Source organism: Ammoniphilus soli (assembly GCF_040813775.1).
This window is the reverse complement of the sequence record NZ_JBEGDL010000009.1, coordinates 43,715-68,627: the sequence shown is the minus strand read 5'-3', so window position 1 is coordinate 68,627 and position 24,913 is coordinate 43,715. Positions and strand designations below refer to the sequence as shown.

Genomic DNA, 24,913 nt, shown 5'->3' with positions numbered 1-24,913 from the left:
CATGGAGAATTCCGCTTTAGGCATTATGACCGTGCACATACCTGGCAATCCCCCCTTTCCGGAGCGAGAGTTTTTCCGGAGACTCATTGAAACAGGGAAACAAATAGGGATTCCCGTCATCGTTTTTCACCCTACCGGATTACAATTCGAGACTCGAACCGTTAAAGGCTTTTCTCTCGATCAGAACAATCAGTGGAAGTCCGTAACGGCGCCCATACCAAAGTTTATTTATGATCGCTGTTTCTATTTGGGGACGAAATATAACCGAATTTACAAACCTTACATCGCTCGGCTTGTCAACTCAAAAGGCGTCCGTTTTTTGGGGCTTGGACTCAAAGGGAAATGGCAAATGTATGAGTTAGTGAGCAAGCATCCGACTTTAGCCTCTTACCTTCCGCCAACTGAACAAGTTGAAAACCTGAACCAAATCCAGTTGTGGCTTCAGCGATACCCTTCGATTATTTTAAAACCGAAGAACGGATCCCTTGGCATTGGAGTCATTAAAGCTACCCAATCGAATCGCTCGATTCTAGTAGAGGGCCGCAGCACGGACAACGTACCCTTTCAAAAGAATTTCACTTCATTCCAATCCTTTGCAGCCTTTTTCAGATCAAGCAAAAAAAGATGGAAATACCTTATCCAGCCTTATCTGACCTTAACGACCCAACAAGGGATACCCTTTGATGTGCGGCTGCTCGTTCAAAAAGACGGTTCGGGACAATGGGCAACCACGGGAAAAGCGATTCGAATGGGCTCCGGAAAAAGTATTACCTCTAATTTGCATGGAGGGGGAAGAGCTTTTTCTTTTGAGGGCTTCTTGCAGCAAAACTACACCCTTAAAGAAGCAGAAAAAATAAAGTCCCATATGGCCGTTCTGGAAAGCGCACTTCCTAAATATCTTGAACAGCACCACGGACCGCTTGTGGAATTAGGCATCGACATCGGCATCGACAATGACCATAACATATGGCTCATCGAGGTTAATTCCAAGCCAGGGAGGCAGATTTTTGAGCAGCTTCAAGATCAGGAAGCCGTCCTAAAATCTCAACTATGTCCGCTATATTATGCCAAATATCTCATGCGATTTTAAATAGGAGGGTAAGAGATGGAGTCTAAAAGAGTACAGATCCAGTTCCTGCAGACGAATAAATATAATGGGATCGTGATATCCCACGATCTGTGCAGGCAATTGGGAATAGACAACAGAAATCAAATCTATGTTCAGTTAGGACAGAAAAAAATCTTGACTAGATTATTTAAGGCTAGAAGGGGAACGAACGATATCTGGATCCCTCCAGTCATCAGAAGAGATCTCGTTGTTCCCTTCAGCGGTCAGCTGCATGTCAAAGTAGAGGGAGATACGTTGCGCCTGGGGCCCGTTGTCGGCATCCTAAGCACAGGAATTTCCATTTCCAATAATCAGCTTGTCAGCAAACGTGCCTACTTCTTTAAGCATCTTCTGTCCGCCCAGCGTGGTGAAGCCTTGTATTATTACTTATTCACTCCGTCCGATGTGAACTGGGAAAATAAAACCGTGCGCGGGATGTTCTTGCAGGAAAGCCCTGGAGGAACCGTTTGGCGCCAGGCCATCGTACCTCTTCCAGATGTTGTATACAATCGCATCCCCGATCGATATTCCGAAAAATCTACAACTGTCCAAAGCTTTAAAAGCAAGCTGGAACACCTGACTGATGCCAAAATGTTCAATCCAACGTTTTTTAATAAATGGTCCATCCACCAGCAGCTGCAGGATCATGGCTTTGCCAGCCAACATATTCCTGAAACCTATGTAGCTCCCACATCGGCAAAAATTCAGCAAATGCTTCAAAGTCATCGCATGGTTTATCTTAAACCGGTTGCCGGAAGTTTAGGCCTAGGCATCATGAAGATCGTCTATCGGCCTGGCGCGGGATATTTCTTAAGCTACCATAATAACTCGCAAAATGTACTGCGAAGATACCGCACCCTCTCTTCCCTTCTGCAAGCCCATATTCCTAAAACCCGATTAAACACTTACCTCGTTCAGCAGGGTATACCCTTGATTAAATTTAATGGTCGTCCTCTTGATTTTCGCGTGCATGTGCATAAAAATCGAGAAAACCAATGGGTCATTGCTGCCATTGCAGCCAAAATAGCAGGGCAAGGAAGTGTCACCACTCACGTTCGAACAGGGGGCACAGTTGTAGCAGGCGAGGATCTCATCCAGCATGTATTCCAAAACCAAGGTCCAGCGGTAGAAAAAAAGCTTAGAGACACCGCTGTTCAGCTCGCTCAAGCCATTGAATCCAGAGTCAATCAGCACATCGGCGAGCTCGGGTTTGATATCGGCATCGATGAGCGTGGTCATATTTGGATGTTTGAGGCTAACTCCCGCCCTGGCCGATCGATCTTCAAACATAATAGCTTTAAGGAAGCGGATAAAAAATCAATACGGCTCATAGTCGACTATAGTCGTTATCTAGCCAATTTCCAGTAGAAAGGAGCGTTTATTCATGACGACAGTCAAACTCCCGATTCTTTCCTTCCGACCTTCCAGTCATCAGTGGACGCTCCATGTGGCCAATTCCGAACGCTTAGGGAACAGAGAAATTTCAGTTGAGTTCGGAGCCGAGAAAAAACAAATTCCTGTTACCCTTTCCTCTATTCCCCCAACCGGCGTTATCGCCTCGAGGGTTTGCATCGCACAACGGCAAGGATCCCTTTCGATCGGTCCGTTGCTCGGCATCCTCACCGTAAGGCGAGGATCTGATTTTAAAGGAAATAAGAAGAATTATATTGACATCATCCATACAGCAAGGCAGCTAGGAGCCTTCGTCTATGTCTTTACCATCGAAGACATCAATTGGAATAAGCGGACGACTGGAGCCTTTTTATATGATGGGAAGCTGGGCTGGACGCAGATTTCAGGGCTCCCCTTGCCGAATGTCGTATATAATCGTATTCCTTACCGGGAAGATGAAATGAAAGATGAAGTGCAGTTAGCTTTAAAAAGACTGCAGGCCATTCCTCATCTCCATCTGTATAACAGCCAATTTTTTAATAAATGGAGCTTATATGAAGATCTTAGCCAAAACCCCCGTGTATCCAAGTACATTCCGGAATCGCAAAAACTAGTTTCCTTCAGGGAATTTTCCTCGATGCTTCACAAACACTCTTTGCTTTATTTAAAGCCCATTGCAGGAAAAGCGGGAAAAGGAATTATGAGATTAGAAATCTCTGATGGGAACTACACGCTAAAAATCCCTGGAGAAACGAGAGTGGTAGCCAAGCGGTTTCAAGATGCAGCCTCATTATGGAACGAATTGAAAACAAAAATTTCAACAGGCTATGTTGTTCAGGAAGGAATCCCTCTTTTAACCTACCAAGGGCGACCATTCGATATCCGCGTACTGGTCCAGAAAGACGGAACGGGGACTTGGAGGCCATCCGGGGCAGGGATTCGGGTAGCAGGAAAGAACAGCATTACAACCCATGTTCCTAGAGGCGGATCTATCGCCTCTCCGGATGTCGTCCTGAGAAAACTGATGAGCGAAGCGGACTATACCGCTTTTATGAATCGATTAAAGAAAACGACACTGGAGATTGCCGCTTCCTTAGAAGAGACCTACCCGACCTTGGGCGAGTTCTCGATGGATCTGGGACTGACAAAGGACGGAAGTCTTTGGTTCTTTGAAGCCAACGCAAAGCCGATGAAGTTTGATGAGCCCCATATCCGAAAAACCTCACTTGAGCGCATTATCCAGTACGCCCAATACTTATCTAACTTTACTCCAAAAGGAGAGGTTCACCGTGCTAATTAAGCAAATTACGCCGGAATCACTCCCTAAGGTACGCCAGCGTCTCATTCGATTCCTTAAGTCCCATGGCGACAAACGCATCACCAAGCAAGGGATAAGATGGCTGGAGGGACTGAACGAAGCAGAGGTGCTGCACCCTGGCAACGTCATTTTGGTTTGCATCGAGGATAAAAAGCTCACAGGTCTCATCGCCGTTTCCGACTACGGACGCCAAGAGTCCTATGTCGCTGTCCATCAGGATTACCGCCAACGCCAAACAGGGGTTACTTTAATCGAGGAATTGATGAAGCGGATTGATAAAGCCTATGGAAGAGTCGCTTTAGACAATGTTCCTAGTCTTAAAATGTGCTTTGCTATGGGGATGGTTGGGTTTAAGCTCGTAACCGGACCGACAGGAAAGCCGACGCTATGGCTTGGTTTAGGCAACTGGAAGAAAGAAGATGTGGAGTAAATGGCGAATCCAATGAAGCTTGGCATTTTAACCTGGAGACGAGGCAATTACGTTGAGGAGCTGGCCTTTTTTACTCATCTGGCCAAGGAAGCAGAATCCTTAAATACGGAAGTGTTCGTGTTTTCCCCAGACGACCAGCTGGAAACAGGGCAATTTCGCGCTTTAGCCTATAAAAAGGGAAAGGGGTGGACACCCAAAATCTGTCCCCCCCCTGATATCATATATGACCGATTCCGGAATATGCAGCCTCAAGCCTTTCGGAAATTTGTCCAATTTCGGAATCAGACTTCCCTCCCTTTTCTAAATTCTCGTCTCGCCCATAAATGGAACCTTCATCGTTTTTTGCAAAGTCACCCCGATGTGTCCAAATGGCTGCCGGAAAGCTTATTTCTGGAAAGCACTAAAGATGTTTCAACCCTATTCAAAAAGTATCCGACCATTTACATCAAGCCTGTGAACGGAACCGGAGGAAGAGGAATACTCGCTGTGAAGCGACATGGGACGGAAACCTTCTTGGTTTCCGGGCGAGATCCTTTAAGAAGAAAGGTAAAGAAATCCTTTACTTCCCTAGGGCAGTTATCCCACTTCATAGCAGCCTGGACCAAGGACACCAAATACATCGTACAGCAAGGACTTAACCTGGAGTGGGAGCCTGGCCTTGTTACCGACTTTCGTCTGCTTGTACAAAAAAACGCCCAAGGAGATTGGGCGCTGACCGGCTTAGGCGGGAAAGTGGGTACGAAAAACAGCGCAACCTCTAACCTGCATAGTGGAGGAAAAGCTGTTCATCCCGATCGCTTCCTCCAAAAGTATCTTCCAGAATCCAAGCGACTCTCTATTTACGAGGAATGCAAAGAGCTTGGCCTCAGCGTAGCCCAAGTGCTGGAAAATAAATTCGGAAGGCTTACTGAACTCGGAATAGACATCGGCATTGACCGGGATGGTCAGGTTTGGATCATCGAGGTAAATAATAAACCTGGAAGAGATATCTTCCATCAAATTGGAGACTTGGATACCTATCGGAAAGCCGTTCGGCGTCCCGTTGAATATGCCAGGTTCCTCTTTGATAGAAAAGCCTCCTAAATGCTACCCAGATACTCCAAAATCTGAGTTGAATGGCTTCGCAGGTTCCATTCTTTCCTTTTTAGAATCTCCTTATGTTGTTCATTAAAGCCTTCCGCCTCTGTTCGAATCTGGCGTGCCCATTGGCTCAGCTGGAGCCTGGATGCTTGATCAAGCTTGTCTTCTACAGCAGAACAGATGAACGAGCGGCAAACACTGTTTTTATACAGAGGGTTTAAGCCACAGCCCTTGCCCCTGACGAAAAATTGGCAGACAGAAAATTTCAGCTTCATATCTTCTTCCTCCATCTTGGAAAGAAGTTTTCCTTCTGCGAATCGGTTATAGGCTTCATTGACATGGGCATGAATAACAATTTCGTAGTCTCCTAAACTACGGTAGGGGTTATTGTAAATCTTCTCGATAAAAAAATCGGTCTGTCCGGACTTTATCATTTTCCAAATCTCAAATAAGGTAAAGACCGGACTATAACTGCAGCAGCCGACATGTTCCAACTCTTTGCCATAAGGAGCAAAGTAGTCTTCTGGACATGATCGGCACAGACTTGTCATGATTTGCTTAAAATCGGAATCCCAATCAATCATTCAGTACACCCTCTACACTAAGGTATACTGATCGTAAGGGAAAAAAGGAGCTCGGTCAACCGGCTCCTTTTTTCCATTTTTTCCGTGAAGGAAAGTTAAAGTTCGATTATATATTAGAGCGAACAAAACTTTCCTGGAGGCATGAGAAGCTTCTACTAATGATGGATACTACATCTCCGATAAAGCTTCTATAGAAGCTTCTCTTATAGGAATCTTCGATGCGTTTTCTTCCCGTCATGGCTAAAGAGCACTTGCCGTTCTTCCACCGTTGACTCCAAATGCACGGTTTTCCCCCAAAGCTTATAGACATAAGGCAGCGTTTTTTCTACATATTTAATATCAAGCTCCATGCCTTCAAAGTGATGTTTGATATAGAGTTCTCCGTTCTTTAAATAATCCCCATTCTCTACCGTCATATAGGGAAAGCCCCCATTGACACGGGATGTGACCAGCTGATCACGGACGGTTTCCCAAGTTTTATCGGTAATGGTCCAATCATTCCCTTGCTTGGCGAAAACATACATATCAAGCTCTTCCACAAGCTCCTTCGTCAAGTAGTTGCGAATGAATGAAATATCCGAGTCCAATTCCCGAATCTCAAAGATCTTTTTGCGCCCTTGCCCTTTTTCCCGGCCGTACTTGAGCTGGTCTTCAGCGCTTGGGTTATCCCACTTCCGTTCAATATATTCAAACATCTTCAACCCCAGGTAGTAAGGATTAATGCTTGTAGTTGATGGTTGGACGACACCGGCATTCAGTTTGGCAAACTCAATCGTTTCCGATTCTGTCAATTCCATTTCCCTTATGATTCTTTGATGCCAATAGGAAGCCCAACCCTCATTCATAATCTTCGTTTCTAGCTGCGGCCAGAAATATAGCATTTCATTGCGCATAATTGTCAGAATGTCCCTCTGCCAGTCCTGCAGGTGTGAAGCGTATCCTTCAATAAAGAGCAGCAGATCCTTTTCCGGTTCAGGAGGAAACTTTACCGGCTTTACCTCGCTTTCCTCCAACGCCTTTCGTCTAGCTTGTTCTTCGGGATCAAGTCCCCAAAGGTCATCATACTGACCCTTTGGCGATCTTCTTGTTGCCTCCTGGCTATATTTGCGCTCGTTGCTGCTCCATCTTAATTTGGATGAGAACAAGCTTGGATCAATATGCTCCTGAATAGCTAGAATGGCATCAAGGAAACTCTCTACCTCTTGCTTTCCATAAAGAATTTCGTATTGGCGGATTCGTTCCGCACTCGCTGACATGCTTTCCACCATGTCGCGATTGGTATTTGAAAAACGAATATTGTTTTTGAAAAAGTCACAATGGGCCAGAACATGGGCAACGATAAGCTTGTTTTGTATGAGCGAATTTCCATCCAATAAAAACGCATAACAAGGGTTAGAGTTAATGACTAGCTCATAAATCTTGCTTAATCCCAGATCATACTGCAGCTTCATCCGATGAAAGGACTTTCCGAAACTCCAGTGGGAAAAACGAGTGGGCATGCCATAAGCACCAAAAGTATATATAATATCCGCCGGGCAAATCTCGTAACGCATAGGATAGAAATCCAGACCAAAGCCTACAGCAATCTCCGTTATTTCGTCGATCGCCCTTTCTAGCTGTTTTTTCTCCTCTGACGTCATTTTTTCACCTCACCTTATTAGAGCCGAAATCTTAAAATTTTCTTTTTACTAGTATATGAGATAGAAATTACCCTTTATGACTGCTATAGAAAGAATACCGGTACGAGAGGGATTTGAAGACTGTGAATTTGTTCACAGCTAAGTCCTTCTCCTTCGTCTTACAATGAAGTTAAAGGGAGGGATTAAAAATGATAGAGAACACTAAAATTGACCATTTATCCCTATTGATCCAGCAGCACCATGATCTGAAGGAACTTTCTAATACTGCACAGGAAATCATGGAGACTGCTTCTTTTGCAGAGCTAAAGAAGATAATCCAGTACCTATTCCAACGGACCATTGAGCACGTAGACCAAGAGGAAGAAATTCTTTTCCCCCTGTTAAAAGACATGTATTATCCAAATGATCAAGAAATATCTAGCTTTCTAATAGAAGAGCATGCTCAGATTAGGAAACAATTAGATGTCCTTGTCCATGAATTGGAGGCAGCGGAAAAACAACTACATCAACCGAATTTGCAATACTCGCTCCAATGCATTCTAATCAATCAGCTAGAGCACATATTTAAAGAGGAGCAAGTATTGTTCCCCCTCATCAAAAAGCACCTAAGCCGTACAGCTAAAGAATCGAGACACCTGCCATCATGATCATAGGTGTCTTTTTTTTTCTATTCTTACAGGACAAAGAAACCAACCCATTGCTGAGTTGGCATCCTGATTGAATTCGCTTTACGTAACAGCTTCTTCCTGTTTTTGAAAGAAGGACTTCAAGGCCTTATAGACCTCGCCCTTCTCTCGAATAACACAGTACTTGAACTTCGGATCGTTCACATGCTTATAGGCGGACATCAATGTCGAGTGGCGATTATATTGATTGACTTCCCCATATCCAAACATATTGGACCGCTTCATGAGCTCTCCCACCAGTTTGACGCATCGTTCATTATCAGAAGTCAGGTTATCGCCATCCGAGAAATGGAACGGATAAATATTATACTGGGACGGCGGATATCGCGTATCGATGATTTCCAGCGCTTTCCTATAGGCAGATGAGCATATCGTTCCCCCGCTCTCCCCTTTCGAGAAAAACGCTTCCTCTGTGACTTCCTTCGCCTCCGTGTGATGAGCGATAAATACGATTTCTACTTTCTCATACTTTGTGCGCAGGAATCGTGTCATCCAGAAGAAGAAGCTTCTTGCGATGTACTTCTCGAAAATCCCCATACTTCCGCTCGTATCCATCATGGCGATGACCAATGCGTTAGATCTGGGCTTTTTCACCTCATCCCATGTCTTAAAGCGCAAATCATCATTCGTGATTCCCTTTAATTGGGCTTTCCCTGTCATGGCACTACGCTTAATGGCTTCCAGGATCGTTCGCTTCTTGTCGATATTGCCCATGAGCCCTTTTTTTCGAATGTCGTTGAATTCAATATCCGTTACGGTTATATTCTGCTGGTCCTTCTGCTTTAGGTTTGGCAATTCCATTTCGGCAAACAGCATTTCCTCCAGTTCTTCAACGGAAATCTCTGCTTCGTAATAATCTTGCCCTGGTTGATCACCCGCACCTTGCCCCTTGCCTGCTCCTTGAGTCGGATCTCCATCGCGGGCGATGACATCGCCCACTTTGGAGTCCCCTTTCCCCTGCCCGACCTGTTTATTCTTGTTGTAATTATAGCGGAAGCGGTATTCATCAAGAGAACGGATAGGAATCTTCACGACATCCCTGCCATCGGACATGATAATGCTTTCCTCGCTTACCAGGTCCGGCAGGTTTTGCTTAATGGCTTCCTTTACTTTTTCTTGATGTCTTACCTGATCCTGATAGCCTTTGCGGTGTAGAGACCAATCTTCTTGGGACACGATATACAAAGGCTCTTTCATTCGATTCCTCCTTGGGCGTCCGCTTCTTTCGCTCGAAGTTGTTTTCTCTTAGCGATTCAGCAAACTTCCTACGTATCTTAATAATTCATTGGCGCAATGCGGACAATAGTTGTGTTCATCAATTAGTCTCTTTGTTACCTCATTAATCTTCTTCAGTTGGCTCTCGTCTGGCGTCTTAGATGAAGTCGTGATCTTGACCACATCCTTCAAATCAGCAAAGAGTTTTTTCTCGATGGCTTCTCTTAAACGCTCATGGTTATTATATTCAAACCTCTTTCCTTTGCGTGCATAGTGAGAGATTCGAATTAGGATTTCTTCACGGAATGCTTTCTTGGCATTTTCGGAAATGCCGATTTGTTCTTCGATGGATCTCATCAGCTTTTCATCAGCTTCCATCTCTTCTCCTGTAACCGGATCTCTCATCTTAGTCCGGTTGCAATAGGACTCTACATTATCTAGATAGTTATCCAGCAACGTTTTCGCTGACTCCTCATAAGAGTAGACAAAGGCCTTTTGCACTTCTTTCTTAGCCAGTTCATCATATTCCTTACGACCCACCGAAATGAAATTCAGGTAGCGGTCGCGTTCTTCTTTCGTAATGGAAGCATGCTGATCCAGACCTTCTTTTAGTGCCCTTAATATGTCAAGCGCATTAATGCATTCCGTATCGCGGCGAATCAGGGCGCTAGAGATTCGGTTAATAACATAGCGTGGATCGATACCCGACATCCCTTCGTCCAAATGCTCATTTCGCAGCTCTTCAATATCGCCTTCTTTGAACCCTTCCACGCTTTCTCCATCATAGAGCTTCATTTTCTTTAGAAGATCCATGCCTGCCTTCTTGGAATCCTTAAGGCGGGTTAGAATAGAGAAAATAGCAGATGTACGCAAGGCATGAGGCGCAATGTGCACATGTCCGAGATCACTCTGGCTGATCAGCTTGGCATAAATCTTCTCCTCGTCCGAAACTCGCAGATTATACGGGAGCCTCATCACAATAATCCTGGATTGGAGCGCCTCGTTCTTCTTATTGCTAATAAAGTTCCGGTATTCCGTTTCGTTGGTATGAGCTACGATCAGCTCATCAGCAGAAATTAAAGCAAAGCGTCCTGCTTTGAAATTCCCTTCTTGAGTCAAGGAAAGCAAGTTCCAAAGAAACTTTTCGTCGCATTTCAGCATTTCCTGGAATTCCATTAAACCGCGATTCGCCTTATTTAATTCCCCATCGAAACGATAGGCCCGGGGGTCCGACTCGGATCCGTATTCAGCGATCGTAGAGAAGTCTATGCTTCCTGTTAAGTCAGCGATATCTTGCGATTTCGGATCAGACGGACTGAATGTCCCGATTCCAATCCTATCTTTCTCTGAGAGAACAATGCGCTGTACAATAACATCCTCAATGCGTCCACCATACTCGGTTTCCACCATCATGCGGGTGTAAGGGTTTAATTCTCCCTCAATTTTCACGCCCAGCTCTTCCTCAATATCCGGACGCAGCTCGTGAGGAACCAATAAAAGCGGCTCTTGGTGCATCGGGCAGCCTTTAATGGCAAAGACGGCTCCTCGATCGGTTTTGGAATATTGCTCTAGCCCCTTCTTCAGCATGCTGACAATCGTCGATTTCCCCCCACTGACAGGCCCCATGAGCATAAGTACCCTTTTTCTTACATCTAAACGCATAGCGGCAGAATGAAAATATTCTTCAACGAGCTTCTCGATGGCTCGATCAAGTCCAAACATTTCTTTCGTGAAGAATTTATACTCTTTTCTACCACTCTCATCCACTTCAATTCCAGCGTCCTTAATCATGTTGTATACCCTTGAGTGAGCTGTCTGGGCAATCAACGGATTCTTTCTCACCAATTCTAAATACTCGCCAAAAGTACCCTCCCAGGCCAATTTTCTTTCATTTTGTCGATACTCACTCAATCTTCTAATAATATCCATGGGAGCCTCCTCTCCTTTTATCAAAAATCAACCAATGTGTAGGATAATTGCGAATGAAGGCTAAAGAGTCAATTTTATCTAATATATATTCGCTTGTTCCCTCTGACATGCTTAAAAATCAGAATTCACATTATAGCCATTTCTTTTTCATATTGAATTGGCTATAATTAAGGTTGATTTCAAGAAATGTTTCGCTACATAATCAACGACCTCAATGACCTTTAGGGCATAATAGGCAAAGAAAGGGGGCGACATTACAATGGGTACATTTCTTCCTATTTTTGTACTAGGCTGTTTCTTATTCGCAATCCTTACAGCCGGCCATAACGAAGACAAGACTTGGAACCTATAGTCCAATCTATAAAAAAAACACCTTCCTTATGACAAATTTGGAAGGTGTTCTTCTTTTTTTATGTTTGAAAATATGCTGCATATTACACAAAGCCCGGAAATTGAACTTGTCTAAGAGCTTCATAGATCACGATCGCTGCTGTATTGGAAAGATTGAGGGATCTGACCCCTCCCCTCATGGGGATGCGAATCACTTGCTCCTTGTTCGCCTCAAGGATCTCAGTCGGGATACCGGTTGTCTCTTTGCCGAAAATGAAGTAATCCCCATCCTGATACGAACGGTCCGTATAATATCCGGTTCCTGTCGTTTCAATGAAAAATAAGCGGCCTTGTCCCTTTTTACTCAAAAAGTCTTCATAAGACTCGTAGTGAAAAATCGGCACTTCGTGCCAATAATCCAATCCTGCTCGTTTCAACTGTTTATCATCGACAGAGAAGCCCAGCGGATGAATCAAATGGAGATGTGTCCCGGTAACCGAACAGGTTCTTACGATGTTCCCCGTATTGGCAGGGATCTCCGGTTGATAAAGGACGATATGGAAAGGCAAAAGTCTCTCACCTCGATTTTAAGTAGTAACCCAATAAAAACCGGGATTGGCTAACCCCGGTTAGATACTTATTGGGCAATATGAATAAATTTATATTTCGTATTTTTGGTCCAAGCATGGGAATCCCGATAATCCCAGTACCGGTGCCGACTATTCACAGTATGCGCATTGACAAGGGGCATGCCATTGGGATCTTTGGCTACAACTACCGTATTATGCTGATAATTCCCGTTGCCATCCCAGTCATAGCAAATCACGTCCCCTACCATTAACTCATCCGCCGTACTTTTCAGTTTACCCTTAGCGGGGAACTTGGTATTTACACCAAGGAGGTAATTCATGAGGCTATGGGCAACAGACCAGCTAAAGCTCCAGTTGGCTTTTCCTTGTACCCACCATCCCTTGTTCCGCTGCCCTGTTTGTTCCATGACTAAACCGCCTTCGTGCAGGCACTGGGAAACATAATTTGTACAATCCACATCAAATTTGGGATAGGCGGGATTGTAGCGATTCCACCAGAGTTCAGCGTACCGCTTAACCTTAGCCCGATTATATTCCTTCCGATCAGTCAGCCATTGGGAATAATCGGTATCCCCTATTTCCTCCAATAAATTTGCTTCTTCTTCAGGCAATCGATTCGCGGAAGACGTTTGATCCTTGCCAAGAACAGAGTCAGAGGCAATGTACCAGTTCCCGCTTTGTTCCTTTAAAGAAATGTGATGGGTTATTTCATCTTCTTGTTCCATGAAGTGATGGTCAATCCGGTACAGCTTCCAAAAATAATTATGAAGGATCACATCAATCTGCTCTTTATTTTCAGAGAGAATCTTAATATTTTTGATGACCGTTTTGCACTTGATCGGTTTGGCATTTCGATAGTTCAGATTATCCCTGCCACGTTGGATCCGCTCCATTTCCTTTTCGCCTTCAAGGTTTCCGCCATAGAAGCATTCCAACTCCCGTACGTCCCCTTCGATTTCGAGCTGGTTTAACATCGAGAAGTATCCCTTAAGTGTGTTCATCCAGCTTTTGGCCATCATCGTTGCGCTCCCTTGCATGCTTTTTTATAAACAGCATATGTAGGAACTTTTGATGTTTTCCTGTTTCCTTGAAGTTTTCGCGCGGAGTGGCCGTTTATAATTTCATGCGTGCTTTTTCTATCTCTTCCTGAACCTGATGGTGCTTTTCCGTGCTTAATGCTGAATCTAAAGCAGCTTTGGCTTCTTCCCCGCCTATTTTCCCTAAGGCCCATGCTGCGGTCCCGCGGATGACGGGCCTTTCATCCTTCTTCATAAGTTCAATTAGCTCAGGAACGGCTGAACGGTCCTTAAAATGAGCAAGCGCCAGAATGGCGTTGCGCTGAATCGGCTTTTTGCCTCGCCAAGCCGCAGAGGTGGGTCCGAACTTGGTTTGGAATTCCTTTTTTCCGATATTTAAAAGCGGCTTGAGAAGCGGCTTAGCCAACTCAGGATCAGGCAAGCACTCTTGCTGATGCGTGAAATTTATTTTGCGGTTCTTCGGGCAAACTTGTTGGCATGTATCACAGCCATAGATCCTGTTACCCATTGGCTCCCGGTATTCTTCCGGAATAAAATCCTTCACCTGCGTAAGGAAAGCGACACATTTTTGAGCGTTCAACTGCCAAGGCTGCTCAAAAGCTCCCGTCGGACAGTGATCCAAACAAAGCGTGCAGTCTCCGCAGCCTTCTTCAATCGGTTGGTCAGGCGGAAAAGGGATATCCGTAATCATTTCTCCTAGATATACCCAGGATCCGAACTCTGGCGTGATTAAATTGGTATTTTTGCCGATCCACCCTAATCCTGCTCTTTCAGCCACCGCCCGATCAGAAAGCACACCGGTATCGACCATCGATTCACATCGAGCCTGAGGAAGGCGCTCCGTAATGAAGGCTTCCAGCAATCGAAGCTTGTCCCTTAGGACATGATGATAATCCTTGCCCCATGCTGCACGGGAAACCATCCCCCGATAATTTTCCGGCTCGGATTTAGGAGACTGCTCCATCCTGGATGGATAGGCAATGGCGATCGCAATGATCGATCTGGCTTCCTGAAGCGTAAGTTCAGGATGGGCTCGTTTTTCGATATCCCCTTCCTCAAACCCGGATTCAAAGCCTAGCTCCCGATGGCGATATAATCGATCCTTTAATTCCAAGAACGGGTCAGCTGAGGCAAAACCGATTTTATCAATGCCAACCGAATGGGCATATTCGATCAGCTGCTGCTTTAATTTCTCAATATCGGCCATAAGCTTATCACCTATCTGGGTACCGCTGCCACAGCCAATTCATCACAGCGGTTATTGTATTCATTATCCGCATGGCCCTTGACTTTAATGTATTCTACCTGGTGAATCTTCATCAAGTCTAATATCTCTTTCCAAAGATCTTGGTTTTCGACCGGCTGCTTCTTGCTGTTCTTCCAGCCGTTTCTCATCCAGCCCTTATACCAGCCCTGATGGAAGCAGTTGACCAGATAGGCGCTATCGCTATGCAGTTTCACTTTACAAGGTTCCTTTAGAGCCTTTAAAGCTTCAATGGCCGCCTTCAGTTCCATCCGGTTATTGGTTGTTTCCTTCTCTCCGCCAGACAATTCTCTTTTATGGTCTCCAAACATTAAAATGGCGCCCCAACCTCCCGGACCGGGGTTCCCCGAACAGGCTCCATCTGTGTAGATAATGACCTCTTTCATTTATTTTCCTCCCATTTCACTAGGGTCGCCACCATTATAACAGAATCTTCCCAAACAAAAAACGCGGCCCTTCGTTCCTTATTGAACGAAAGACCGCGTTGCTTTACATATTAAATTATATTAATTATTTGAGAACTTGTCAAACAAAATTCGACATTTTTTTCATGCTGTGGGACAGCACGAGGAAAACTTTTAGCTTTACGCGAGCCAAGTTTCTTGCTCAAATGGTGTATAGCTTCTCAAGCAAGCCTTCCTTCTCTAATGATTCTTCTTTGATGAGGGAGCGCTTCAGCATTTTTTCGAGAAGCAAATGTACATTTATCTTTTGATCTGCTAAATCCGATTGCTCTATTATTTCTTCAACTGTCCATGGTTCCTTGCGGCTCCGCAGGATATCAAGGAGGAACTGAACGCAGCTTTCCATCCGGGAAAGAACGGAAAAATCCAGTGCCAACAGCAATAGCTCTATTCGCTTATCAAGCGGCTCCTGAGAGGTTGCCAATTCTTCATACAGTTTATAGACGGAAGGATCGATTGCCTTTAATTGTTCCCACACGGTTAATTCTGGTCTCTCTCCTACCTCGATGACCGCTAACCTTGCCCAGTGATGCAAGGACTGATGAACGCTGTTATAAGAGTCGAGAAGGTGCCCGTTTTTCAAAAATTCCTTCGCTTCCATATAAGCCATGAAAAACCGGGCAAACTCTACGTAAATATGTTTGCGGTGAGACTGTATCGTCTTATCCTTCTCCGGCATCAAGTTACTGAGGCTCATGGAAACACCCCCTTGCCTTTTAGAAATCCTCAATGTGACATCATGTTATTTTTGAGTTAGATAACAAATTCTTCACAAACGGGCAATTTCCTCCTTGTAGGACTAAAAAAGTACGGTATACTAGTCTTGTTTGTACTTTTCGCATGGTTCCCTATACTAACTCCCATAATAATGACATAAAGCATCCCTTAATTAAGGAGGCACCAAAACATGCTTATCATCGGTATTGCCGGCGGTTCAGGATCAGGCAAGACAACAATCGCTCAGGCTATTCAACATAGATTGGGCTCCGAGAGAGTCCAGCTCATTTCCCAGGATTCTTATTACCGCGATCACGCCGAATTGACGATGGAACAAAGAGAGAAGATCAATTACGATCACCCGGATTCGTTTGAGAACGAACTTCTTGTCCAGCATTTGAATGAGCTAAAAAAAGGACAAGCCGTCCATATCCCTGTTTATGACTTTTCCCTGCATACGCGCTCGGAAGCGACAGTCCATGTTACGCCCAAGCCCGTCATTATCCTTGAAGGCATTCTCATTCTTGCCGATTCCGAATTAAGAGATCTTATGGATGCTAAAATTTTTGTGGATACCGATCCTGATGTCCGCATTTTAAGAAGGGCGATCCGAGACACAGCCGAACGAGGGCGAACGCTGGAATCGATTGACCGGCAATATCTGTCAACGGTGAAGCCCATGCATGAAGCTTACGTTGAGCCTTCGAAAAAATATGCTAATGTCATTATTCCGGAAGGCGGAAAAAACGAAGTAGCTATCCATTTGCTTACGACCTGGGTTGAACGGTATCTGACAGAGGCTCTTGCCGTAACCTCCCAATAATCAACAAATACTCTTCTTTTATTTTAAAATGAGATCTATGATATACTTAGGGATATCAGGAAGGGGCTAGTCCCTCGCTTTCACATCCACATGGAGGTATCAATCATGCTGTTTTCTGGTAAGCTGAATAGAATGAGAAACTACGCGATGCTCACCTGTTTTGCTGGAATAGGAGTCATGTATATTGGTTATGCTGGTTTTGCCGGCTTTTTAGGATCCTTTTTTCAGTCCTACATCTTCATGTCCATATTCCTTCTTCTAGGTATCCTGTGCATTATGGGCAGCGCCATTTTCTATATGTATATCGGTATGCTTTCCTCTAAGGCTCTTCAGGTGGAGTGCCCGAAGTGCAAGCGGGTCACGAAACTCGTAGGACAAACCGATGATTGCATGTATTGTCGCCAAACGCTTTCTATCGATCCGCAGTATGCGCCGAAGAATCAAGAAACAACGGTATAGAGCAAAGGAAAGGAGCCAATCCGAGTGGACTAGCTCCTTTTTCTTTACTGTCTTTTCTCTAGCGTTTCCACAATTGCCTTCCAAATCCCCGGCTGTTCAAATCCGCGCCTCCAGGAAGCAATACCCGCCAAGTTATATTCTTTTACAAGCTCAGCCCGTTTCTTCATAGATATTGAATCTTCGATCCAAATTTTATAAGTTGCCCCATCCGTAGGATCTGCATATTGGACATACATTTGCCCGGAAGCTTCATCATATGCAGGGGTTAGTTTCCGCTCTTTAATCCAATTTTCCGTAGTTTCCATAGTGATCGCCTTGGATGTAACCTTGACTTTGCCGGTAGAAGGGTCTTTTTCCTCTTTCCAAAGTCTTGTATAGTAAGGCACCCCTAAGAGAAGCTTAGATGCCGGCACTTCTTCAAGGACTCCTTGCAATCCTTTTTCCATCCATGGCAAGGAAGCGACCGATCCGGCAACAGGACTAGAAGCCCAGTGTTCATCATAAGTCATCACAATCATATAATCTACCGTCTCAGCAAGCCTAGTCCTATCATAGAATAGCGACCATTGCTCGCTTGTCGACTTGATTGTAATATCCATCGAGACAACTAAGTTCTGCTCATGCAGATAAGGCGTAAGTTCACGAACAAATTGAACCAGGTTATTTTTATCCTTCAGATAGACATTCTCAAAATCAATATTAATTCCATCAAGCTTGTACATGGAAGCATATTGAACAAGCTGCCTAATCATTTTGCTTCTCTTTTCATAGGAAGCTAAAGCTTGCGTCGTAATATCCGGATCGAAATTATTTGTAAACAATCCCCATACTTGATAGCCCCGCTGATGCGCCCATTCAACATACGGAAGACTTGCCTTTGACGAGATATCCCCTTCCCCATTTGACAAGTCAAACCAGGTAGGAGAAACCACATTCAATCCAGGCATGGGGGAGATTTTAGTGTGGTCAGGGTTGCGATTGACGACATGCTCCCATGTTAAATTAATTTTCCCGCCTATCGGGCTCCACGGAATTCGCTTCTTTGTTTCCATGTCCCAATCAATCTTGGCAATTTCCCCTAGCTCGACTTCCTGCTTATCCAAATACCCTATATATCCCTGGAGAGTCTGAACAAGATACCACCCTTGTTGTTCTCCGAAAATATGGACCTTCACACCTTGCTCCAGCTTGTTTATATAGGGAGCATGGCGGGAGGGTTCTTCTCTAACCGCGTAGATGACATCTGTTTGCTCCGGTTGAATGATCGTTTTTCCTTCTTGTACCGCGTCGCCGGATTTCTCCAGAATAGCCACACCCGTTTCTGAAACCACCCTTATTCTTATGCCATATATGTTCTCTAAAGGACTAACCGGAATAAACTTCTCTCCGTTAACATCCTCAACGGGAACACGTATCGAAAAAGCCTGTCCATTGACAAAGGCCTCGACCTGACCTTCGGGAAACTGCAATACTTTATCTTTCGTTGTGATAACCAATGCGCTTGTTGGCTCGTCCCAGTAGATATTCGAATCAATATGCTTCCTAATGTAAGTCATGGAAAGATAATGCTCATCATTCTTTACGTAAGCTGAGTCAGCCGAGAGCAGTTCCCCCCGGTAGGTAACGGGAGGATCTTTCCCCTCGAACGGCTCGACCTGGGTTTGATTGGCCCATTGCTCTTGATACCAAATAACACCTGCTATCCCCACGCCGAGAACAAAAATAGCCGCAAGCAAAAACAGGGCCCAGCGGGCAGGCCCGCCTCTTATTCGTCTATTCGTCCTATAGTTGGTTTGTAATTCCATTCCACTCTCCCCCTTGTTGGCCTCTTTTTTTCTGTTAACGGGAGAAAGTCCAGTTATTTCAAAAAAGGAGCAAAAAAACGGGAAAATAACAGGAGAATCTCCTGCTATTCGCGTAAATGATAAGGAAAAATCGTGTTTTACGAAATTTAACAGGAGAAAGTCCTCTTATTTCGCCCTTTTTATATTGAATTTCTTAAATAACCGGAAAATCTACCGTTATCGGCTCCATACTAAATGGTAGACCAATAGAACCACTGCTTGAAAAATAAATGAACCGGAAAAAGTCCGTCTAATAGCGATGAACCGCCGCCTATAGCTAAGCTTTCATCCTCATTACAGCTGGAAATTTCCGGTCATTTTAATTTATTCCTTTAAGTTGTCTTTACTACTTACTGCATTAACTGACCATTGCATCGCTCGCACGTTCCATAGAATTCAAGTCGATGGGACGAGATGGAAAATCCCGTCGATGACTGGGCTTTCTTCTCTAGCTCTACAAGAGGATCATAATCAAAGTCGACAATCCTCCCGCAGGATGTACAAATGCAATGGTAGTGGTCGCTTGTATTTCCATCAAATCGGCTGGAGGAATCACCGTAGGTTAATTCCCGAACAAGCCCAGCCTCCTTAAATACCTTCAAGTTATTATAGACAGTGGCCACACTCATATTAGGAAACTGCATTTCCAGCTCCTTATATATTTCATCCGCTGTCGGATGACTTAAGGTTTCCATAAGGAAGGATAATATCGCATAACGCTGTGGTGTCATTCGGATCCCTGTATCTTTTAATTTTTGAACCGCCATCTCTAGTCGATCAGCAGACATCACGTGCACCTCTCTAACATTACCCTAATTAAAATTCCCTCTCCTTATAAGTGTACTTACTCGGCCATGTCATTGTCAACCGCTAGCCCGTTATCTTCCCTCATGCAGCGTGGGCTCTGCTTTTCCTAGCTCCTGGTTTATGAACCTTGCGGCGACGAACAGGAAATCTGATAGTCTGTTTAAATACTTGATAACCATAGGATTAACTTCCTCTTCTGCCTGAATGCCTATCGCGTTCCGCTCAGCCCTACGTGCAATCGTTCTGGCAACATGCAGTGACGCCCCCGCCTGACTGCCGCCAGGTAGAACAAAGTTTGTCAAAGCAGGCAGCTTGGCGTCCATCTGGTCAATTTGTTGTTCAAGGAAGACAACATCTTCTTCTTGAATGGGCCACCCTACTTTCTTGCCAGCAGGTGTAGCCAATTCCGCACCCACGTGAAAGAGCTTAGTCTGAACGACGTGAAAGGTTTGAAGGAGCTCTGTCCATTTCTCACTGGCAGGCAAGAAAGATAAGGCTGCTCCAATCATTGAATTCGCCTCATCACAGGTTCCGTAAGCCTCCACTCTTGGAGAATGCTTAGAAACTCTCTGGCCGTAAACCAGACTGGTCTCGCCTTTATCTCCTGATTTAGTATAAATCTTCACCTTTCATCCCTCTCCTCTGCTGCAGCTTTTGTTATTCATCCTTCTTCTTTTCGTTATTGCTTCTATTGGCAAATTTATACAAGGCATAGCCTGAAGAAAAGGAACTGACTAAAATCAATACGGACCAAAAAGCAAAATCCCATTCTGACATGCCTGCTCCCCCCTCCCCCATAGGTCAGTTCGCTTTAGGAGGTTCTTCGTTACCCGGGTCATCGTCCTTTTTCTTCTTTTTTCTTCGGTATTCATCTAAAAGCTTCTGCAGCACTTCATCAGAAACTTCGACAAAATAGTCCAGCTCCTTCATGGTTACCAGGCAATTGTTTTGTCCATCAATTGTCGTGAAGCGAAACAGAATTCTCCCGCCATGGAGGATTTCTGCAACCTCCCAGACAAATTTGGTCCCCGTCTTAAAGCGTTTACCGCGACCGTATGTGGGTTCAAAGGGTCGAAAATTCTCAACGACCCACATCTGCATACCCTCCCTCTGATACATGTTATGCAGAGAGATGTTCAAATTTTCTATCTATTAGCAAATTCCACTCATGCTAGGAGCCAGCTCCACGATAATTTTTCACCCCAAGGTTCCAAACAAAAAGCCCCATCCCAAAGAAGACAATGCCCATGACAGGTGTGAGCCATACATAAGTATAAAGCTCTTCTCTGCCTAGAAAATAAGCTGAAGGATACACTCCGACAAAGGCGAAAGGCAGGATCCATGTCAAAAGAAACCGAATGACGTTATTGTAAATGTCTACAGGATATCTGCCATAGTTTTGAATATTCCATATCATTGGGGAAATCCCTGTCTTGGAATCGGAAAAAAATCCTATGGCCGAAATGGCCGTATAAATCCCGCCATATATGAGTACGCCTGACAGAACGAGCAAAATAAATACAAAGGGGTCATACCAGGTGAACGTCAATCCCATGCTATAGGAAGCGTAGCCCATGATGACGATCCCGGTAAAAGCCCCTGATAAGGCTTCTGGCTCCATCGTTTCGAGCATGACTTGGAACAAATTATGTGCAGGACGGGTTAGGATCCGGTCCATCTCTCCCTTGATAATATACTTCTCCTGAAACTCCCACAAGTTAAAGAAAGTGGTGAAAATCGCATACGGGATAAGGAAAAAGCCATAAATGAAAATAATTTCCTCCCTGCTCCACCCATTGATAAAACTCGTATGCTGAAAGACAACGAGAATGAAAACAAGGTTCACAACCTGAAATATAAAGTCAGAGATAAGCTCATTAAGAAGATCCAGGCGATACGTCATCTTAGTCTTTAAGTACTGCTTTAGATAATCAAAGAATAACCCTAAATAAAACATCCTTATCCCCCCTGCACCACAAGGGTCTTTTTTGCGCGAAGCCATAAGAAATACAAAGGCACTAATAAAACTAGCACCCATGAGGTTTGGACGAGCAGGGCCTGCCTTACCGCTTCCCCTTCAGCTGCCCCCGTAAAAATCAATCCCGGCAAATAACTGATGGCCTGGAACGGAAGATATTCCAGAACGGAACGCGCCCAATCCGGATAAAAGCTTATTGGCAGAATTAATCCTGAAAACAAATCAACGATTACTCGCTTCGCCCTCATAATTCCTTCATTATTTAGGAGGAAAAAGGCTAAAACACCCGTTATCAAGTTCAATTCAGTGTTGATGATAAAACTGAACAATAAGCTTACCCCGTATAGCATCCACGTCGCAGCATCTCCCGGAAAAACAATAGGAAACAGCAAGGAAACGATGAGCATCCCTGGAACAGAGAAGAAAAACAAGCGAAATAACCCTTCACCCAGTGCTTGCATAGTTTTTACAGCTAGGTAATTATACGGCCTGATCATTTCGATGGCGACTTTGCCATCTTTAATTTCCAACGCCATTTCTCGATCTATATTATTGAAGTAAAACGCACGGGCCATCCAGGAAACCGCTACATAGCTTGTCATCTGCAGGGCAGTCATCCCGCCCATCGAGGACTGATTGCCATAGATCGCATTCCATAGAAAATAGTAAGCGCCGATATTAATGCTATACACTAAAATCCCTGAATAGTAGTTGACCCGATAGGCCAGCATCATAAGGAATCGAATTCGTATCATTTCCAAATACATGCTAAACATAGGAAATTCCTTCTTTATAGATCTTTTGTACAATCTCTTCCGTACTCGTCTCTTCGATCCGAATATCCTTCACAGAAAGAAACGGTGCAACTCGAGAGAGGAGATCTGAGACCGTAAGATCCGGACTTTGAAATTCCGCTCGATACTTGATCGGGTTTTCCTGCGTCCAGGCGATGGGAAGTCCTTCTGTAAGAGCCTCCAATTCCACTTTATCAATTTTTTGCGTGAATTCGATAACGGCGCTTTTCCCTCCCCCCCAGTTCTCCCGCAATTCCTGAAGACTTCCATCATATATGATGTTCCCTTCATCTAACATAACCACTCGGGAGCAGAGAGCTTCAATATCCGCTAGGTCATGAGTCGTAAGGAGGACGGTGGTTCCATATGTTCGATTCAGCTCGCGAAGGAAATCTCGAATCTTGAGCTTTACCAGCACATCCAGTCCGATCGTTGGCTCATCCAGAAACAGCAAAGGCGGATTGTGAATTAAAGCGGCAGCTAACTCACATCGCATGCGCTGCCCTAAACTCAACTTTCGGACGGGCCGGTTTAGCAAATCCCCAATTTCCAAAATTTCAATGACATCTCCCATGTGCCTCTTGTAATTTTCCTCCGACACTTTATAGACCTTCTGGAGCAGGCGGAAAGATTCCTGCACGGCAATGTCCCACCAAAGCTGGCTGCGCTGCCCAAAGACAACCCCAATGGTGCGAACAAATTCCTCGCGCTGCTTGTGCGGATCCATCCCATTGACCTGAAGATAACCGGAAGTGGGCTGAAGAATTCCCGTAAGCATCTTGATCGTGGTCGATTTCCCTGCCCCATTTTCCCCGATATAGCCAACCATTTCCCCTGCTTGCACTTCAAAAGATATGCCATTAACGGCGTTAACCGTATGATATTCCCTAGAGAACAAGTCGCGGAATGCACCAGCTAAGCCTTCTCGGCTGTGGTAGGACTTAAATTGCTTGGTTAACTGCTTAACATCAATTCGTAGCATATTTCGCCCTTCCTTTTTAACACTTTGTTAGTCAAGTATATTAAACAAGTAGCTTTCTTATTTTCAACTCGCTATTATACATTAGTATAACATGTTTTTGGAGGGATGATATGAAGCGCAGCAGATCAGAAGAGTTATACCAGCAATCTTTAGAATGCATTGTCGGGGGCGTCAACAGCCCTTCCAGATCTTTTAAAGCCGTTGGAGGCGGAGCCCCTGTATTTATGGAAAAAGCGCAAGGCGCTTATTTTTGGGATATAGACGGTAATCGCTATATTGATTACCTGGCCGCCTACGGCCCTATTATTACAGGACACGCCCATCCTCACATTACGGCAGCGATCTGTCGGGCTGCAGAAAACGGGACCTTATATGGTACGCCAACTACCCTTGAGATACAGTTTGCCCGGATGCTTAAGGAAGCCATTCCTTCATTAGATAAAGTACGCTTTGTCAACTCCGGGACAGAGGCTGTGATGACCACGATTCGTGTAGCAAGAGCCTATACCGGCCGCAATAAAATTATGAAGTTTGCCGGGTGCTATCATGGCCACTCCGATCTCGTTCTCGTAGCCGCCGGATCCGGACCTTCTACTCTTGGAATTCCCGACAGCGCCGGCATCCCGCAGTCGATTGCCAGCGAAGTCATCACTGTTCCATTTAATGATATAGAATCTTATAAAGAAGCTTTAGAAAAGTGGGGAGATCAAATAGCTGCGGTTCTCGTCGAACCGATCGTCGGAAACTTCGGGATCGTTCCGCCTCACTCAGGCTTCCTTGAACAAGTTAATGATCTAACCCACCAATACGGTGCTTTGGTTATCTATGATGAAGTCATTACCGCCTTCCGCTTTATGTATGGAGGGGCTCAAAATCTCTTGAATGTAACACCCGATTTGACGGCCATGGGAAAAATCATCGGCGGAGGATTACCGATTGGGGCATATGGAGGAAAAAAAGAAATTATGGAGCAAGTAGCGCCATTAGGCCCTGCATACCAAGCAGGAACTATGGCAGGTAACCCCGCTTCCATTTCCGCAGGTATCGCTTGTCTAGAAGTCTTGAAGCAGCCCGGTGTGTATGAGGAGCTTGATCGACTAGGAGCCCTTCTTGAAAAGGGTATTCTGGCTGCCGCAGCCCAGCATCGTATCCCTTTACAGGTGAACCGCTTGAAAGGAGCGCTTAGCACTCATTTTACAGACCAACCCGTAACCAACTATGATGACGCTCAAGCATCTGACGGAGAAATGTTCGCACAATTTTTCCGTTACATGCTAGAAGAAGGTATTGTTCTTGCACCGTCTAAATATGAGGCATGGTTCATTACTACAGCCCATAGTGAAGAGGACATACAGCAGACCATTTCCGCCGTTGAAAAAAGCTTTTCAAGGATGTAATTTTATTCAAAAAAATTTATGTTTATGCATTTCAAAGAAGCAATC

At 44.7% G+C, this 24,913-nt stretch carries 25 protein-coding genes; 9 read left to right on the top strand and 16 right to left on the bottom strand.

Translation table 11 applies throughout. From position 1 onward, the window contains the following. The first annotated feature begins 1 nt into the window (after position 1). From ABLT31_RS18030 to ABLT31_RS18010, 5 genes are read left to right on the top strand one after another with little or no spacing between them, the layout of a single operon-like run. A complete protein-coding gene (locus ABLT31_RS18030) occupies positions 2 to 1,090 on the top strand; it encodes a YheC/YheD family endospore coat-associated protein (protein ID WP_367754117.1) in 1,089 nt (362 codons plus the stop codon). Between the two features lie 15 nt (positions 1,091 to 1,105). Further along, on the top strand, positions 1,106 to 2,476 hold the full coding sequence (locus ABLT31_RS18025) for a YheC/YheD family endospore coat-associated protein (RefSeq protein WP_367754115.1): 1,371 nt from the start codon (positions 1,106 to 1,108) through the stop codon (positions 2,474 to 2,476). 16 nt (positions 2,477 to 2,492) lie between these two features. Beyond that, complete coding sequence (locus ABLT31_RS18020; protein WP_367754113.1) at positions 2,493 to 3,800, top strand: YheC/YheD family endospore coat-associated protein; 1,308 nt, start codon at positions 2,493 to 2,495, stop codon at positions 3,798 to 3,800. Then, entirely contained in the window at positions 3,790 to 4,248 is a 459-nt protein-coding gene (locus tag ABLT31_RS18015; RefSeq protein ID WP_367754111.1) for a GNAT family N-acetyltransferase, read from the top strand. The genes ABLT31_RS18020 and ABLT31_RS18015 overlap by 11 nt, the downstream gene beginning before the upstream one ends. After that, entirely contained in the window at positions 4,249 to 5,331 is a 1,083-nt protein-coding gene (locus ABLT31_RS18010) for a YheC/YheD family endospore coat-associated protein (protein WP_367754109.1), read from the top strand. Here ABLT31_RS18010 and ABLT31_RS18005 read toward each other — a convergent pair. Together ABLT31_RS18005 and ABLT31_RS18000 are read right to left on the bottom strand one after the other, a co-directional pair. Next, positions 5,328 to 5,912, bottom strand: a complete 585-nt coding sequence (locus ABLT31_RS18005; protein ID WP_367754107.1) for a hypothetical protein — start codon at positions 5,910 to 5,912, stop codon at positions 5,328 to 5,330. The genes ABLT31_RS18010 and ABLT31_RS18005 overlap by 4 nt on opposite strands. A gap of 203 nt (positions 5,913 to 6,115) precedes the next feature. Next, positions 6,116 to 7,552 carry a SpoVR family protein gene (locus tag ABLT31_RS18000; protein WP_367754105.1) on the bottom strand — a complete coding sequence of 479 codons (1,437 nt, stop codon included), beginning with the start codon at positions 7,550 to 7,552 and terminating at the stop codon, positions 6,116 to 6,118. 188 nt (positions 7,553 to 7,740) lie between these two features. Here ABLT31_RS18000 and ABLT31_RS17995 point away from each other — a divergent pair, with 188 nt between their 5' ends. After that, complete coding sequence (locus ABLT31_RS17995) at positions 7,741 to 8,199, top strand: hemerythrin domain-containing protein (RefSeq protein WP_367754103.1); 459 nt, start codon at positions 7,741 to 7,743, stop codon at positions 8,197 to 8,199. Positions 8,200 to 8,280: 81 nt separating this feature from the next. Here the strand turns inward: ABLT31_RS17995 and yhbH are convergent, their stop codons facing one another. From yhbH to ABLT31_RS17960, 7 genes are all read right to left on the bottom strand, one after another. Next, positions 8,281 to 9,435, bottom strand: coding sequence for a sporulation protein YhbH (gene yhbH / locus ABLT31_RS17990; RefSeq protein WP_367754101.1), 1,155 nt, complete (start codon positions 9,433 to 9,435; stop codon positions 8,281 to 8,283). 48 nt (positions 9,436 to 9,483) lie between these two features. Further along, positions 9,484 to 11,382: a PrkA family serine protein kinase gene (locus ABLT31_RS17985; protein WP_367754099.1), complete on the bottom strand. Its 1,899-nt coding sequence runs from the start codon at positions 11,380 to 11,382 to the stop codon at positions 9,484 to 9,486. A gap of 434 nt (positions 11,383 to 11,816) precedes the next feature. Next, positions 11,817 to 12,281, bottom strand: a complete 465-nt coding sequence (trmL, locus tag ABLT31_RS17980) for a tRNA (uridine(34)/cytosine(34)/5-carboxymethylaminomethyluridine(34)-2'-O)-methyltransferase TrmL (protein ID WP_367754097.1) — start codon at positions 12,279 to 12,281, stop codon at positions 11,817 to 11,819. 68 nt (positions 12,282 to 12,349) lie between these two features. After that, entirely contained in the window at positions 12,350 to 13,321 is a 972-nt protein-coding gene (locus ABLT31_RS17975) for an amidase domain-containing protein (RefSeq protein WP_367754094.1), read from the bottom strand. Between the two features lie 94 nt (positions 13,322 to 13,415). Further along, positions 13,416 to 14,546, bottom strand: a complete 1,131-nt coding sequence (queG, locus tag ABLT31_RS17970) for a tRNA epoxyqueuosine(34) reductase QueG (RefSeq protein WP_367754092.1) — start codon at positions 14,544 to 14,546, stop codon at positions 13,416 to 13,418. Positions 14,547 to 14,557: 11 nt separating this feature from the next. Next, complete coding sequence (gene rnhA / locus ABLT31_RS17965) at positions 14,558 to 14,989, bottom strand: ribonuclease HI (RefSeq protein ID WP_367754090.1); 432 nt, start codon at positions 14,987 to 14,989, stop codon at positions 14,558 to 14,560. A 220-nt stretch (positions 14,990 to 15,209) separates the two neighbouring features. Beyond that, the gene (locus ABLT31_RS17960; RefSeq protein ID WP_367754088.1) at positions 15,210 to 15,764 is read right to left on the bottom strand and encodes a hypothetical protein; all 555 of its coding nucleotides are present in this window, start codon (positions 15,762 to 15,764) and stop codon (positions 15,210 to 15,212) included. Between the two features lie 210 nt (positions 15,765 to 15,974). Between ABLT31_RS17960 and udk the strand changes: the two genes are divergently transcribed. Both udk and ABLT31_RS17950 read left to right on the top strand, forming a co-directional pair. Next, on the top strand, positions 15,975 to 16,607 hold the full coding sequence (gene udk / locus ABLT31_RS17955) for a uridine kinase (RefSeq protein ID WP_367754086.1): 633 nt from the start codon (positions 15,975 to 15,977) through the stop codon (positions 16,605 to 16,607). Positions 16,608 to 16,712: 105 nt separating this feature from the next. After that, positions 16,713 to 17,066: a DUF2614 family zinc ribbon-containing protein gene (locus tag ABLT31_RS17950; protein ID WP_367754084.1), complete on the top strand. Its 354-nt coding sequence runs from the start codon at positions 16,713 to 16,715 to the stop codon at positions 17,064 to 17,066. Between the two features lie 44 nt (positions 17,067 to 17,110). Here the strand turns inward: ABLT31_RS17950 and ABLT31_RS17945 are convergent, their stop codons facing one another. From ABLT31_RS17945 to ABLT31_RS17915, 7 genes are all read right to left on the bottom strand, one after another. Next, positions 17,111 to 18,871 (bottom strand): glycosyl hydrolase family 18 protein, encoded by a 1,761-nt coding sequence (locus ABLT31_RS17945; protein ID WP_367754082.1) that lies wholly within the window; start codon positions 18,869 to 18,871, stop codon positions 17,111 to 17,113. A 389-nt stretch (positions 18,872 to 19,260) separates the two neighbouring features. After that, the gene (locus ABLT31_RS17940; protein WP_367754080.1) at positions 19,261 to 19,698 is read right to left on the bottom strand and encodes a Fur family transcriptional regulator; all 438 of its coding nucleotides are present in this window, start codon (positions 19,696 to 19,698) and stop codon (positions 19,261 to 19,263) included. Positions 19,699 to 19,788: 90 nt separating this feature from the next. Then, on the bottom strand, positions 19,789 to 20,343 hold the full coding sequence (locus ABLT31_RS17935; protein ID WP_367754077.1) for a cob(I)yrinic acid a,c-diamide adenosyltransferase: 555 nt from the start codon (positions 20,341 to 20,343) through the stop codon (positions 19,789 to 19,791). 175 nt (positions 20,344 to 20,518) lie between these two features. Next, on the bottom strand, positions 20,519 to 20,812 hold the full coding sequence (locus ABLT31_RS17930) for a hypothetical protein (protein ID WP_367754075.1): 294 nt from the start codon (positions 20,810 to 20,812) through the stop codon (positions 20,519 to 20,521). 76 nt (positions 20,813 to 20,888) lie between these two features. Next, a complete protein-coding gene (locus tag ABLT31_RS17925; RefSeq protein ID WP_367754073.1) occupies positions 20,889 to 21,674 on the bottom strand; it encodes an ABC transporter permease in 786 nt (261 codons plus the stop codon). A 2-nt stretch (positions 21,675 to 21,676) separates the two neighbouring features. Continuing rightward, positions 21,677 to 22,471 carry an ABC transporter permease gene (locus ABLT31_RS17920; RefSeq protein WP_367754071.1) on the bottom strand — a complete coding sequence of 265 codons (795 nt, stop codon included), beginning with the start codon at positions 22,469 to 22,471 and terminating at the stop codon, positions 21,677 to 21,679. Then, on the bottom strand, positions 22,464 to 23,471 hold the full coding sequence (locus ABLT31_RS17915) for an ABC transporter ATP-binding protein (protein WP_367754069.1): 1,008 nt from the start codon (positions 23,469 to 23,471) through the stop codon (positions 22,464 to 22,466). The genes ABLT31_RS17920 and ABLT31_RS17915 overlap by 8 nt, the downstream gene beginning before the upstream one ends. A 110-nt stretch (positions 23,472 to 23,581) precedes the next feature. On the opposite strand from ABLT31_RS17915, the gene ABLT31_RS17910 reads away from it, so the two are divergent. Continuing rightward, positions 23,582 to 24,868, top strand: coding sequence for a glutamate-1-semialdehyde 2,1-aminomutase (locus ABLT31_RS17910; RefSeq protein WP_367754067.1), 1,287 nt, complete (start codon positions 23,582 to 23,584; stop codon positions 24,866 to 24,868). Positions 24,869 to 24,913 lie beyond the last annotated feature (45 nt).

Excerpts from the sequence above, each read along its gene's own strand:
- ABLT31_RS18030 (WP_367754117.1), top strand. The coding sequence starts at position 2 with ATGGAGAATTCCGCTTTAGGCATTATGACCGTGCACATACCTGGCAAT.
- ABLT31_RS18025 (WP_367754115.1), top strand. The coding sequence starts at position 1,106 with ATGGAGTCTAAAAGAGTACAGATCCAGTTCCTGCAGACGAATAAATAT.
- ABLT31_RS18020 (WP_367754113.1), top strand. The coding sequence starts at position 2,493 with ATGACGACAGTCAAACTCCCGATTCTTTCCTTCCGACCTTCCAGTCAT.
- ABLT31_RS18010 (WP_367754109.1), top strand. The coding sequence starts at position 4,249 with ATGGCGAATCCAATGAAGCTTGGCATTTTAACCTGGAGACGAGGCAAT.
- ABLT31_RS18005 (WP_367754107.1), bottom strand. The coding sequence starts at position 5,912 with ATGATTGATTGGGATTCCGATTTTAAGCAAATCATGACAAGTCTGTGC.
- ABLT31_RS18000 (WP_367754105.1), bottom strand. The coding sequence starts at position 7,552 with ATGACGTCAGAGGAGAAAAAACAGCTAGAAAGGGCGATCGACGAAATA.
- ABLT31_RS17995 (WP_367754103.1), top strand. The coding sequence starts at position 7,741 with ATGATAGAGAACACTAAAATTGACCATTTATCCCTATTGATCCAGCAG.
- yhbH (WP_367754101.1), bottom strand. The coding sequence starts at position 9,435 with ATGAAAGAGCCTTTGTATATCGTGTCCCAAGAAGATTGGTCTCTACAC.
- ABLT31_RS17985 (WP_367754099.1), bottom strand. The coding sequence starts at position 11,382 with ATGGATATTATTAGAAGATTGAGTGAGTATCGACAAAATGAAAGAAAA.
- ABLT31_RS17975 (WP_367754094.1), bottom strand. The coding sequence starts at position 13,321 with ATGATGGCCAAAAGCTGGATGAACACACTTAAGGGATACTTCTCGATG.
- queG (WP_367754092.1), bottom strand. The coding sequence starts at position 14,546 with ATGGCCGATATTGAGAAATTAAAGCAGCAGCTGATCGAATATGCCCAT.
- rnhA (WP_367754090.1), bottom strand. The coding sequence starts at position 14,989 with ATGAAAGAGGTCATTATCTACACAGATGGAGCCTGTTCGGGGAACCCC.
- ABLT31_RS17960 (WP_367754088.1), bottom strand. The coding sequence starts at position 15,764 with ATGAGCCTCAGTAACTTGATGCCGGAGAAGGATAAGACGATACAGTCT.
- udk (WP_367754086.1), top strand. The coding sequence starts at position 15,975 with ATGCTTATCATCGGTATTGCCGGCGGTTCAGGATCAGGCAAGACAACA.
- ABLT31_RS17950 (WP_367754084.1), top strand. The coding sequence starts at position 16,713 with ATGCTGTTTTCTGGTAAGCTGAATAGAATGAGAAACTACGCGATGCTC.
- ABLT31_RS17945 (WP_367754082.1), bottom strand. The coding sequence starts at position 18,871 with ATGGAATTACAAACCAACTATAGGACGAATAGACGAATAAGAGGCGGG.
- ABLT31_RS17940 (WP_367754080.1), bottom strand. The coding sequence starts at position 19,698 with ATGTCTGCTGATCGACTAGAGATGGCGGTTCAAAAATTAAAAGATACA.
- ABLT31_RS17930 (WP_367754075.1), bottom strand. The coding sequence starts at position 20,812 with ATGTGGGTCGTTGAGAATTTTCGACCCTTTGAACCCACATACGGTCGC.
- ABLT31_RS17925 (WP_367754073.1), bottom strand. The coding sequence starts at position 21,674 with ATGTTTTATTTAGGGTTATTCTTTGATTATCTAAAGCAGTACTTAAAG.
- ABLT31_RS17920 (WP_367754071.1), bottom strand. The coding sequence starts at position 22,471 with ATGTTTAGCATGTATTTGGAAATGATACGAATTCGATTCCTTATGATG.
- ABLT31_RS17915 (WP_367754069.1), bottom strand. The coding sequence starts at position 23,471 with ATGCTACGAATTGATGTTAAGCAGTTAACCAAGCAATTTAAGTCCTAC.
- ABLT31_RS17910 (WP_367754067.1), top strand. The coding sequence starts at position 23,582 with ATGAAGCGCAGCAGATCAGAAGAGTTATACCAGCAATCTTTAGAATGC.